Consider the following 13,680-nt stretch of genomic DNA (forward strand, 5'->3'; position numbering starts at 1 on the left):
ATTTAATTACAATGTTTGTCCCATTAGGAAGTGGGTTTGCCATCCTGCTGGCTGAGTACCTCCGAGGGGTTTATCAAAACCATAAGCAAAATCAAAACCGATAAGCCCAAATATGCCCATATATACGCGAATACCAAAGCCTACGGAACGCTTTAATTGGAAAGGGTTATACTGCCCCCAAGTATTCCATACATTACCTCCTTCTAAGAAGGAAAGCGCATATATTTTTGCCGTTTGGTTAAGAGAGATAGGGTAGCGGAGCTCCAGAGCAAATCTATTATAGATAGTACCCCCACCATAAGGAGTGATATCGGTAGAACCTCTGGTACCCATCGCATAGCCTGTAGTAGAAGCGTTTTCATAACCTCTAAGCGGGATGAGCTCGCGGCCGTCATATCGTCCATTGAAAAGCCCTGTACCTCCCATATAGAATCTCTCAAATGGTGGAGCACCGAGTTTTTTTGTATATCCATCCATAAAGCCCATTTCAGCAGTACTTCTTAAAACGAGTTTTCCTACTACGGTATTATATGTTTCTGCTTTTAATTTTACTTTATAGAACTCCATCCAGTTGTATTTCTCGGTAGGCGTCATCTTATCATAATCTTTATTGCTAAACAAAGAATATGGTGGGGTGAATTTAACACTCGCCTCTATATTAGAACCCTGGGTAGGGAATATAGGGTCAAGTCCTGCGGAATTTCTACTGAGCCCAATATTGAATGAGAAGTTATTAGCAGAGCCATAATTCTCGGTAGTAGAACCAAACTGGAAAGGGTAGTTATCAAACTGATACCTCTGATACTGGATGCCCGTATAGAGAGAGAACCAGTTGTCTGGCCAGTTGAGCTGTCTATTAAGCCCTGTACTTGCAGAGAATATATTAAGATTTCCTACGGTACCATAATTATCCACATAAGCCTTTACACGGGAATAGTTGGTACCAAACGATAAAGCCGAAGGGCGCTTACCAAAGAGCCAAGGCTCTACAAAAGAAATCGCATAATTCTGGAAGAACTGCCCTACCTGAGCTGTAACAGAGAATACCTGACCATCACCTTGAGGAACGGGATTAAATTTCTTTAATCTCAAGAAATTTCTCAGTGAGAAGTTATTAAAGGTAAGCCCCAAAGTTCCAATAAAGGTGCTGCCACCATAGCCCGCCTGAAGCTGAATCTGTGAAGAGGCTTTCTCTGCAAGCGTCCAGTGAATATCCACAGTATTGCTTTGCGGATTAGGGGTTACTTGCTGATTGAGCTGCTGAGGGTCGAAGAACTGACTACCAGCCAAAGTATAATAGGTTCTTTTAATATCAGACTTTGAGAATAAATCCCCTGGACGAGTATAAAGAGAGCGGAGCACTACATGGTCGTGAGTAACGGTATTTCCTGACCAGGAGACTTTATTCCAACTGGCTTTTTCACCTTCATTAATTCTTATTTCTAAATTGATGGAATCTCCAGAAACGGATTTCTCGACTGGAGTTACATTTGAGAAAAGAAAACCATTATTAAGATAAAGCGACTTTAAATCAGAGTCGTCTTCCTTACCGCCATCTTCACCTACTTTTTTATTAAAGCCTACAGCATCGTATATATCTCCTTTTTTATAACCTAAAATCTTTTGAAGAACCTCAGTAGAATAGGTTGTATTTCCTAAGAAGCTGATATCTCCGATATAGTACTTCTTACCTTCATTAAGTTTGATATTGATTTGATAATCTTTCTTTGGCATTCTCCATACAGAGTCTGAAATAATCCTCGCATCTCTATACCCAAGAGACTGATAATAGGAGATTAAAGACTTTTTATCTTCCTCGTACTTATCTTTTATAAACTTGGATGGTTTGAAGATTCCACCAATACCGAATCTCTTTTGTTTGGTATTTTTAAAGCCCTTTTTTCTCAATTTTTTAGAAGAAATCGCTTGATTACCTTCAAAAGTTATTTTAGCTACTTTTATACGCTTGCCTTTATCTACTTCTATCGTCCAATCTACCATACTTTCATTAGCAGCATTAGGTTTGTCTGTAATCCTTACGCTTGCATCGGCAAAGCCTTTATTAATATATTCCTGTGGAATTTTTGTTTTAAGGGTTGAAATCAAGTTATTGGTAACTTTCTTTCCTGGCTTTAAATCATTATCCTTAATAATTTTCTCCTTTTTGGATTTACCAATACCTTTCCCTATAACATCTACCTCTCCCAGCTCTTTTAAATCCTGAAGATTGAAACGAAGAATAACCTGATCGCCTTCTACACTGAGAACATAAACCTCTACCTCTGAGAAATTATCTGTATCCCAAAGTTTTTTTATTGCATTGCTGATTTTTAACCCAGGAATTTCTATCTGTTCGTTTTTGTTAAGACCTGTAAAACGCAAGATTTGAGCTGGAGAATACTTTTTCACTCCATCAATTACAATATCTTTCAGGTAATAAACCTCTCTCTGATTATCAGTATATGCAGAGGTCTCTGCTGTTTGAGTATCTTTTTGCTGCTGAGTAACCTGCCCATAGAAATGAGCGGTAGCTACAAACATTACAATCGGTATGAATTTCAGTTTCATTATTTATTATTTGCTGTCTGCTGTTGGTCTTAGACTTTTCAGCTTTCTCTTTAAATTATAAATTTTCTATCAATTTAAATATTAATTACTAAGAGCTATCTGCTCACTTGTTTTTCCGTATCGTCTCTCTGTTTTCTGGTAGTCTACAATACATTTAAAAAAATCTTCTTTGGAAAAATCTGGCCATAAGACATCCAAAAATTGAAGTTCTGCATAAGCCAACTGCCAAAGCAAGAAATTACTTATCCTAACTTCTCCACTGGTTCGTATCATTAAATCTACTGGTGGAAAATCTTTTGTATAAAGATGCTTCTCAAAAACGGCTTCTGTTATATCTTCTATTTGTAGCTGACCGTCTTTTACTTCCTGCGAAATCTCTTTTACTGCTTTTAAAATTTCCCTTTGGGAGCCATAGTTAAGCGCGAGAATAAGATTGCCTTTTGTATTATTCTTAGTAAGGTCTATCACATTTAAAAGCTGCTCTCTCACTAATTCTGGAAGCCGGGAAATATCTCCTATCATATGCATTCTAAGCCCTTTTGTAAAAATTTCATCTGCCTCGGTAAGAAGGGTCTCTGAGAGAAGGCTCATCAAAGTACTGACCTCATCATCTGGACGATTCCAGTTTTCGGATGAAAAAGTATAGAGTGTAAGATAAGGGATATTAACTTCATTACAAGCATTAATAGCATTCCTCACAGCATCTATCGCATTGCGATGACCATAAGTACGCTCTTCGCCACGGGACTTTGCCCATCGGCCATTACCATCCATAATAATAGCAACATGCTGTGGGAGTTTTTCAGGGTTTATAATTTCTTTATATGATTTCATTCCTGTACTTCATTGAAACATTATCCATTAATCACAATAGCACGGCGGTCTGCCAAAGGAGTAGCTAAGCCCTATCATTACGCTATTTAACCAGTCATTAGAATTTGTATTTCCTATATTTCTGTCTTTCATATATTTTTCTACTTCCTTATCAATAGCTTCATCATAAACCTTAGGATTTTTTTTTCTCAGTTCATTATTAAAAACTGTGCCTACATCTTTTCTGCTTAAAGTACTATAATCTATTCCATCTGAGAAAGTTGGTCGGAATTTCACTTCTGCAGAAGCAGCCCAGTTATAGTGAAACTTATATTTAATCCCTACACCAAAAGGTATAGACATTATGAATTTTCCTTTTCTGGTTTCATAGATTTCAAAATCTGGCGAAGCTGCTGCTGCTCCTTGAGATTTATCCTTAATCCTAAGATAAGGAGTATTGGTAACAAGCCCTCCTATACCACCAAAGATATAAGGGCTCAGCATAGAGCTTTGCTCATTATTTACCGGGAAAAAGTTGTATTCAAAAACCACATCAAGATTTCCTCCATTATTAGAATTGCCTTTTCTGCGTTTGTTTCGGTAGGCTTCATCTGCATATTCATCATCAAACTGAACCTGAAAATACCCTGCATCTATTCTTAGTGTTTGATAAGGGTTAAAGTTCATCCTATACATTGCTTCTATATGGAAAGGGACTCCATAACTGGAAATTTTACTGAATACAGGTGCATTTAACTGATAATTATCCTGCCCAATATCTCCTACCACAGTACTTAGCCCCAATTTCAAACCGATTTCGTGGCGCTGCCCGAAAGAGAGAAAGCTAAAAAAAGTTGCCATTACAACAAGTACTATTTTACTAAACATCGGTCTGATAGACACTTTTCCAAAGTTTGTGCAAATATAAAACATTTTTACCTTAGTGAAATTCATAATACTTAGTTAAAAGCCAATAAAAACCCATAAATTTAAATCTAAACGCCTTTTGCTGATTTTTATTCTAAAACCGAGTTCTATTTCTCTCAACTAATAATAGAAATACTGTTTAATAAAAAAGTCCTTTAGAAATTTTAAAGGACTTTTTTACAATCTACTTCCGTAGTATTGATTTTATCTTATTTCTCAGCCTAATAAGAGTAGGCTCTTTATAATTTGCATCTTCATCAAAATAGCCATAGCCGTAACCATACCCATAGCCGTAACCATACCCATAGCCCTGCTTCACTTGGTAATCATTATATACCAAACCAAGATGTTGTATTTCGTGTTTCGCATACTTTTCAGTAATCATTTTGAGCATATACTTCTCTGTATATTCGTGACGAACAACATAGATATTAGCATCGGTATATTTCATTAATTCGAATGAATCTGCCACAAGACCAACAGGTGGAGAGTCTATAATAATAAAATCATAATGCTCCCTTAATCCTTGAATGAAATCAATATTCTTCTGGCTCATCAATAGCTCGGAAGGATTGGGCGGAATAGGTCCAGAAGTAATAACATCTAAAGACGAAATCTCAGTTTTATTGATAATATCTCCCATACCCACTTCTCCCGTGAGGTAATTGGAAAGCCCATAGCGATTATCGATCTTAAAATCACCAAATATTTTCGGCTTCCTTAAATCCATACCGAGCAAAATAGTCTTTTTTCCACTAAGCCCCAGTACAGATGCTATATTAATAGCCGTATAAGTCTTACCCTCTCCGCTAATAGAAGATGTTACCAATATTACTTTAGCTCTGCCATCTTCACCTACAAGGAATCTTAAATTGGCTCTTAGTCCTCGGAATGCCTCGGAAACAGAAGATTTAGGCTGTTCCAATACCGTAAGATTATTCTCGTGAGAACTCTTACCAATAACACCAAGCAATGGAATTTTGGTAACTCTGAGCACTTCTTTTATATTAATAACTCTATTGTCTAACAATGTTCTAAGTACAATGATAAGAAGAGGAATAAGGAGCAATACCCCAATAATGATATTCTTGATATTGGAAATATTAGGAGCTACTGGACCTTGATCCAGGTTTTTAGCTGGGTCTATTATATTTAAATCTGAACGATTTGTAGCTACTCTCATCTTGCTCTCTGCCTGCTTTGTAAGGAGAAGACTATAAGTATTTTCTATAATATCATATCCCCTTTTAACATCAAAATAGCGCCTCTGCCCTTCTGGAAGATTGACCAAAGAATTTTCTGCCTGACTTATTTTCTGATTAATTTCATTCAGCTCCTTATAAAAATCATCGTAATAACTTTGGAGATTAGCCTGAGAACCGAGCTTTATATCATTAATCTGGCGATTAATCTCTTTCATAGCCTCAGATTGTGGAGTATATATAGACTCCATCTCCCTCTTTTTAATGTAGAGGAGTTTTAGCTCACTTACTGTGGTAGAAAACGAACTATCATCTATTCCCGCAGACCTAAGGCTTATCAGATTATCAAGACTAGAAGACATCAAGGTTCTCTTAATATTATTAAGTGTTTTTATTTTATCCTGAATATCTACTTTTTTCTTTTCAAGGTCTGTAATGCTACCCCAAATTCTTGTATCTCCTTCTTCAAGATTAAAAATACCTTCTTTCAGTCTAATATCATTGAGTTTAGTAGCCGCAGAGTCTAATTGTTTCTTAACACGCTCTAAATTCACTGTAAGATACTTTACGGTATTTTGGTCTACCGTATTTCTATCTTCCAGCCTCTTCTTTATAAGCTCTTCTACTGTAGTATTGAGAAACTGAACTGTCCCATTTAAATTATATCCTCTCTTTGAAATAATAACAACACTGTTTAGCTCTTCATCAAACTTTACAGAAGTAGTCGCAATGATAGATTGTACCGCTGCATTAACCGAGCTTAGCTTAATAATGATATTATCTACACCGATGGCTGGTGTTACAGGATTCTTTACCAACTTAAACTTAAAGTTCGGAGCTGTATACCACTGACCTACTTTGATTAATTTATTTTGGGGAACAGGATATTCTGGTACAGAAACAAAAGTCTCATTCTTATAATTATAGAGATAATTGCTAAAGCCTTCCTCTGGAAAAGTTACTTCATACTGATCATTCCCCTTTGGCAAAAGAGTAATTGGATAATCAAGCTGCTGAGGATAGTCTCTATCAATTTCTATAAAGACAGGAGAATCATACTTGTCTAAATAGGTTTCCTTAATCACCCCTTTGGTAGAATAATTAACAAACAAATCTAATTTCTTTACCAAATACTCATTGTGTGAGCGGGAAAGAATCATCTTCTTTAAGAACAAGCCATCACTATTTGAGCGCTGATCCCAAATAAAGTTGATAGACTGATTTGGTGTAAAATAGCTGGTTGCATTACTGGACATACTCAGCGATAGATTAGACTCATATATCCTCTGAGTAAAGTATCGGCTATATACATAGGCAATAACATAACCTACCCCAAACATAAAAACAAACCAATACCAATTTCTAATAAGTTTCTGAATGAAAAGACCAGCATCAAATAAGGAAAAAGAAGCTATACTCTCCTGGCTGGCATTTTCATTATTTCCTTTCTTATTCGTTTCTTTATTAGGAATCATACAATCTTAAAGTCTGGAAATTAATAAATAAACAGATAATGCTGTAGTAAGCAAAGTAACACCAGTCGTCAAAGTATTAAGAGGGTCTTTACCAAAGCCATTAAGGCTTTTCTTACGAGTATTGAGATATATCATATCTCCATTTTGAATCCAGTAGTATGGAGAGTTCATAACATCCTCTCGTGTAAGATCCAGTTTAACAATTTTAATTCCTTCAGGATACCTTCTATGGATAATGACATCCTTTTTATCCACCGTTCTATTAAGCCCTCCATCAAGAGAAAGCGCTTCTGTAATACTAAGTGTTTGTGTATAAGCTGTCTTTTTACCTGAAACACCTACTGTCTCAATATCTCCTAATACATAATAAGTTATCCCATCAAGATTTAAACGAACATCCGTCTTATCTTTTAAAAAGTTTTCATTTACCTTTTGCTGAATTTCATTTCTAATATCTTCAATGGTTCTTCCTTCAGCCTTTAAATAGCCTATACCAAGTATATAAATCTCACCATTAGAATCTACTTTTATCCCATTAAAGTAAAATCTAACATTATCATTTGCGTTATTATTGTTATAAACCTGATTTACACTATTCCCAGAATTTATCCCTCCCGAAGTATTAAACATAGAATAAAACTGTGCTGCATCTCCCTTTGAGGTGGTGACAATATTGAGATTAAAAATATCATTTTTAGTAACTCTATACTCCTGTATATTGTACGGAACAAGACCTTCTTCATTGATTACCAAATTTTCATTAGGCTGAAGATATTTTATATCCTTAGTCGTTATACAAGAAGTAAGTACAGTGAGTATAAAAGTGTAAAATAGTAGATGTTTTATATTCATCAGTTAAAATTTATTTTGCAAAAATATAATTATTTTATCATTTCTTTAATTTCAAAAGCCATACAGGTATATAAGCCCCAATAAAGCCCAATATCACGATAATGGATAAAAGTAAATTATTTTCCAAATGTCTGAGCCAATAGGTTATGCCTACTATAAAACAATAGTAGGATATGATGTAAAATGTCGCTCTTCTATGACTAATCCCCAAAGCCAATAACCTGTGATGAATATGGTTTTTATCTGCTTCAAATGGAGATTTTTTTTGAGATAATCGAATAATAATCACATTTAAGGTATCAATAATCGGCAAAATAAGAATAGCAACAGCTACCACTGGGGCTGAATTAAGATGATAACGAGGTAAATATCGTATGTCCTTATCAATAAAAATATCAATAAAGCATATAGCAGTAAACGCGAGTAAAAAACCTAAAATCATTGAGCCCGTATCTCCCATAAAAATCCTGATACTCCTGTATGGCGATAAATTATAATATAAAAATGCCAATACAGCTCCGATAATGATAACTGACAATATCACTAATGGATAATTATACACCCCTAATCTGTAATAACTCACACCAAAGAATAAACTACAGAGAACAGAATAAGCACCCGCTAATCCATCTATGCCATCTATTAAATTAAAAGCATTTATAAGAATAATAAAGGTAATGACACTAAAAACAACACTTAAAAAATAATTCAATTCATAAACTCCAAAAACACCGAACAGGCTCCGTATCCGAACATCTGAGCCAATAACAATTAGTACAGAAACGATAACCTGTACTAAGAGTTTTTTATATGCTCTTAGAACCATTATATCATCCATCACCCCAATATAGAGGAGTATCACCAAGGATGCAAATAAAAATTTGTACAAATCAAAAAGTTCGTATGCAAAAACAGAAGCACATACAGCTATTGAAAGAAACAAAGCTACTCCTCCTAAATTCGGTATCTTTCTAAGATGTGAACTCCTATCCCCAGGTTCATCCATTAAGTTTTTCCTTCGGGATATTTTAATAATTGTAGGTATTGATACAAAACATATCAAAAAAGACAATATAAAACTCAGTATGAGTTTTATATAAAAAATCGATATCCCTATACTATTTAATATGATTTCTATTTTATCCATTATACTAAATCTACCACAAATAATTTCTATAATGCTCAATCGTAAAACCTGCTCTCTGCCCTTGCATTACTGTATATACAATACAATAGAATACAACATACGCGATAACAATAAAGTGTAAACCTCTTCTTAATTGTAAATTTTTTATTGCTGCAATTATATTAGGGATTACCATTACCATAAACACTAAATATATAGCAGCCAATCGCCCTGAAAATATAGGACTTCCTCTAAATATAAAATACAAACAAATACCAAACACTCCAATATTTCTCATATATTCATAATAAGGAATTTGCTTACAAGCATCTTTATCATAGAAATACACAAAAAACATATACATTATACTTATTAAATCTGTAAATTTAATTGTAGATGTATCTCCTTCAATTGTAGAATATGCTGAAAAACCAGAATATACTTCAACAGGTGCTAAACTTTCAAAAATAGAGATATAATTATATATTTGAAATGGAGATAACAAAACACTTATGAGTACCATACCCAATAATGTTATTCTATTCATAGGCACAATAGCAATCCAATAAGCCAAAACAAAAACAGCCGATGATTTATGAAATCCCATCGCTAAATACACCATTATAAGAAACATCAATAGATTTCTTTTTTTAATGAAAAGAAATGAAAACATCAATATCCCCATAGCAAAAGCCTGCCTCATATGTCCTGAATCTCCTGTAAAATAAGACGGAAATAAATAAAGCAACATACTCAGCGCTGGGTATACTACTGATTGTTCAAATGCAAGGTATTTAATTCCAACAGATACAATTGCAAGAAAGAGTGTAAAAATAAAAAAGGGCAATCCAAAAGAAAAAAAGACCTTCCCTATAACTGAATAAAGCCACTCTATTGGTAATTTATTCTCACGAAACAATGCCCCTTCAAGAAGTTCAGAATAATCTATGCTTACACCAAAATCTCTATACATTATAGCATAAACACCATAATCTGCCCCCGCATCTTCCCTTAAACCTGAGAGTATAATAAGAAACACTATCACTACCCAAACTCCTTTATAATTCTTATAATCACTGGCATATGTTTCCATAAAACTGAAAACAATAAGTGCAAGTATAGCAATAAGAAATACGGGGTGTAAAATCGGCATTATTCGTTAGTTCTTTTTTAAAATAAAGTTTATAATCCTTTCCTGATTAAAAAAATAAAGAAAATAATAAATCTTTTTTTTAAGGGGCAAAGATAATATATAATTCGTATCAAACCGCTTGTAGCCTAAGATTTCTCGCCTTGATATCCCTCTGTCTTTAATAAACTTTTTTAGTTCCAAAGACATTTTTTGGTAAGTAGATGTATCCTTTACAAAAGCTAAATACGCTAAGAAAGAATATATTCCCTCGAGTATTTGAAATCCTTTCAACTCTTTTAGTTTATGGCTATATACTGATGTATAAAAAGTCTGTTCCACATCTTCCACTGCTCTCAGGATATCCAAACCTTTTTCAGTATGTGTTTTGGTAATAGAATCCTGCCTTTCCAAGTACTGATAATGATATTTCTGTGTCTGTGCTATTGTCTTACAGCTGAGCAAAAGTTGTGGAATCAGTTGTATATCTTCAAAATGAATGCCTTTTTTAAATTTTTTATTATCAAAAAGTTTTTTCTTAAAAATCTTATTGCACGCAAAATAACTCAAATCCGAAAACACAGAGAACTCCGTTTCCAAATTTATTTTCTCAGGCATATTTGGGATTTGGGTCAGCTTCTGGGTTACATTTCCGTTTTCATCTACTTTTTGCAGGTTGCAGATTACCATTTCAGCATCGTACTTTTTTGCCAAATGATACATCTCTTCAAACATCTCAACCGATACATAATCATCAGAATCCACAAAGCCGATAAACTCCCCTTCGGCTCTTTCTATTCCAAAATTCCTCGCATCGCTCAGCCCTCCATTTTCTTTTGTAAAAGATTTTATTTTATCGGGGTATTTTTCATTAAAACCATCAATTATCGCTTGTGAATTATCCGTACTTCCATCATTTACTACAATAATTTCTATCTCTTCCAAGCTCTGATTCACCAAAGAATTCAGGCATTTCTCAAGGTATTTTTCCACATTATACACAGGAACTATCACTGAAACTTTTTTCATTTCTGGCTTATTTTAGAGATGATATACCCCACCCAAAAAGCAATAACCGATGGCAAAAGCCATTCAAGATTATAAGAGCTCAGCGGTATACTTTTTTTCAAGTGATAGAGCCTTTCAAAATCCCATTTCATATTCTCAAAAACAGAAATCAAAGACAATAAAGCCGTCATCAGCATCCCCAAAACATACGGGAGCTTATAGTCTACCTTTCTGCCAAATACCAATATCAGTAGCAACAATGTAAATGTTACGGGATAGATAAATATCAATATATCTGCCGCATAGTTTATAATCTCTTCCACACTATTTACAGATAAGATTAATGATACTATACTGCACACCGCTACAGCTATTCTATACGATATCCTCCCCTTGCTGATATTCTCAAAAAATGCTCCAGTAGCCGAAGTAAGCGCTATGGCTGTGGTAAGGCAGGCGAGAGAAATCGCAACAGAAATCACAAAAGTTCCATTATGCCCAAGTACAGATTTTGATATATAAAGCAACAGTTCCGAGCGAGCGACTTCTCCTTCTGTCTGATAATCCGTCATTGCACCAAGATAAATCAATCCCCCATAGACAAACAATAATGCCACAGTAGATACCACCCCTGCCCATATCGTAATATTGGTTTTCTCGTGTTCAGTGGTATACCCACTATTTATTACTCCTGAGATAATTAGCCCGGCAAATATCACAGATGCAAGCACATCCAGTGTCTGATATCCTTCCGTAAAACCGAGCTTAAAACTCTCCATTAGTGATTCTCCCTCTATCAAAGGCTCCTTCACAGGGCTCATTACCCCCATTAGAATAAGCAGTACAAGAGCCAAAAGCAAAAACGGCGTTAATACCTTACCAATAACATCTACTATTTTAGTTTTAGAGATAGAAAGCACAAAGACTAAGGCAAAAAACACAACCGAAAACACAAGGCTGTTCATCTCTGGGAAGAAGGGCTTAAATCCCACTTCATAAGTCGTTGCTCCCGTTCGGGGGATTGCGATAATAGGACCTATACAGAGTATAATCAGCAGAGCAAGGCTGTTGATGAGTACAGGGGGGAGCTTCTTCCCAAGGTCAGTAAAGGTATTCCCCGTTACCGCCACCATCATCACCCCTAAAAATGGAGCAAAAATCGCCGTAATAAAGAAGCCCAACAGCCCAAGCCACCAATCCTCACCCGTATACAGCCCGATAAATGGAGGGATAATCAAATTCCCCGCTCCAAAGAACATCGCAAAAAGTGCAAAGCCCACCGTCGTTATGGTTATCCACTTATTCTTCTGTTTCATTATATTGAGTTTTTTTTATTCTTCGTCAAAGTATTCAAAAAGAAAATCATTATACGGGAATCGCGAGATATGTATCCTGTGTACTTCATCATAAATCATTTTTTTCATCTCTGGGAAGTTTTCTTTCGTCAGTGCAGAAATAAAAACCGTTGGATATTTAGACTTTGCCATCCAAGTTTTTTTCCATTCATCCAGAGATATATTTTCTCTTTTCGCTGGTGTCAAGTCATCTTCATCTTTCTTCACATAAGAGAATCCATCTATTTTATTAAAGACCATTATCATCGGTTTCTGGTGTGCATCTATCTCTTGCAGTATCTGGTGTACCGAATTAATATGGTCCTCAAAGCTCTCGTGAGAGATATCCACAATATGAAGCAGTAAATCTGCCTCCCTCACTTCATCAAGGGTAGATTTAAAGCTCTCCACAAGCTGCGTTGGTAGTTTTCTAATGAATCCTACCGTATCGGTCAGCAGAAACGGCAGGTTTCCAATTACCACTTTCCTCACCGTCGTGTCGAGGGTTGCAAAGAGTTTGTTTTCAGCAAACACATCGGATTTTGATAGCGCATTCATCAGCGTAGATTTCCCTACATTCGTATAGCCTACTAAGGCTACCCTCACCATTTTCCCTCGGTTATTTCTCTGGGTTGCCATCTGTTTGTCTATCGTTTTCAGTTTCTCTTTCAGCAGGGCTATTCTATCCCGTATAATCCTCCTATCGGTTTCTATTTCCGTTTCTCCAGGACCTCTCATCCCTATCCCTCCTCTTTGCCTCTCTAAGTGCGTCCACATCCTCGTCAGTCTTGGTAGCAGGTATTCATATTGTGCCAGTTCTACCTGTGTTCTCGCATAGGAGGTCTGTGCTCTCTGTGCAAAAATATCTAATATCAGATTCGTTCGGTCAAGTATCTTCACCTCCATTTCTCTTTCAAGGTTTTTTAGTTGTGAGGGCGATAGCTCATCATCAAAAATCACTGTTCCAATCTCATTTTCCCTTACAAAATCCCTTATTTCCTCCATTTTCCCTTTCCCCACAAATGTCCTCGAATCAGCCTGCGTCAGTTTCTGTGTAAACCGCCTCTCCACACTTGCCCCTGCCGTATAGGCGAGAAATTCCAGCTCATCTAAATACTCCGTCAGCTTATCTTCATCCTGCTCTCTGGTAATCAATCCCACCAAAACCGCCTTCTCATACCTATGTTCCTTTCTTTCTATCATCGTTAATAGTCAATATTTTTTATATCCAAAATTTCAATTCAAT

10 protein-coding genes are annotated in these 13,680 nt (G+C 35.6%); all 10 read right to left on the reverse strand.

Going from position 1 to position 13,680, the window contains the following annotated elements; all coding sequences use genetic code 11:
• Positions 1-6: 6 nt before the first annotated feature.
• Positions 7-2,568 (reverse strand): BamA/OMP85 family outer membrane protein, encoded by a 2,562-nt coding sequence (locus tag D8991_RS08800; protein WP_120489845.1) that lies wholly within the window; start codon positions 2,566-2,568, stop codon positions 7-9.
• An 81-nt stretch (positions 2,569-2,649) separates the two neighbouring features.
• Positions 2,650-3,402 (reverse strand): isoprenyl transferase, encoded by a 753-nt coding sequence (locus D8991_RS08805; RefSeq protein ID WP_120489846.1) that lies wholly within the window; start codon positions 3,400-3,402, stop codon positions 2,650-2,652.
• Between the two features lie 27 nt (positions 3,403-3,429).
• Positions 3,430-4,335 (reverse strand): type IX secretion system protein PorG, encoded by a 906-nt coding sequence (gene porG, locus D8991_RS08810; RefSeq protein WP_245957223.1) that lies wholly within the window; start codon positions 4,333-4,335, stop codon positions 3,430-3,432.
• Positions 4,336-4,492: 157 nt separating this feature from the next.
• The gene (locus D8991_RS08815) at positions 4,493-6,985 is read right to left on the reverse strand and encodes an exopolysaccharide transport family protein (protein WP_120489847.1); all 2,493 of its coding nucleotides are present in this window, start codon (positions 6,983-6,985) and stop codon (positions 4,493-4,495) included.
• A gap of 6 nt (positions 6,986-6,991) precedes the next feature.
• Entirely contained in the window at positions 6,992-7,837 is an 846-nt protein-coding gene (locus tag D8991_RS08820) for a polysaccharide biosynthesis/export family protein (protein ID WP_120489848.1), read from the reverse strand.
• Positions 7,838-7,874: 37 nt separating this feature from the next.
• Complete coding sequence (locus D8991_RS08825) at positions 7,875-8,984, reverse strand: glycosyltransferase family 4 protein (RefSeq protein ID WP_120489849.1); 1,110 nt, start codon at positions 8,982-8,984, stop codon at positions 7,875-7,877.
• A 10-nt stretch (positions 8,985-8,994) separates the two neighbouring features.
• Complete coding sequence (locus D8991_RS08830) at positions 8,995-10,116, reverse strand: EpsG family protein (RefSeq protein ID WP_245957224.1); 1,122 nt, start codon at positions 10,114-10,116, stop codon at positions 8,995-8,997.
• Between the two features lie 6 nt (positions 10,117-10,122).
• Positions 10,123-11,121 carry a glycosyltransferase family 2 protein gene (locus tag D8991_RS08835; protein ID WP_120489850.1) on the reverse strand — a complete coding sequence of 333 codons (999 nt, stop codon included), beginning with the start codon at positions 11,119-11,121 and terminating at the stop codon, positions 10,123-10,125.
• Positions 11,118-12,416, reverse strand: a complete 1,299-nt coding sequence (gene brnQ / locus D8991_RS08840; protein ID WP_120489851.1) for a branched-chain amino acid transport system II carrier protein — start codon at positions 12,414-12,416, stop codon at positions 11,118-11,120. The genes D8991_RS08835 and brnQ overlap by 4 nt, the downstream gene beginning before the upstream one ends.
• A gap of 15 nt (positions 12,417-12,431) precedes the next feature.
• On the reverse strand, positions 12,432-13,637 hold the full coding sequence (hflX, locus tag D8991_RS08845) for a GTPase HflX (protein ID WP_120489852.1): 1,206 nt from the start codon (positions 13,635-13,637) through the stop codon (positions 12,432-12,434).
• Between the last annotated feature and the right edge of the window lie 43 nt (positions 13,638-13,680).

Origin of the sequence: Bergeyella cardium, from assembly GCF_003614945.1 — a bacterium.
Lineage (GTDB): Bacteria > Bacteroidota > Bacteroidia > Flavobacteriales > Weeksellaceae > Bergeyella_A > Bergeyella_A cardium.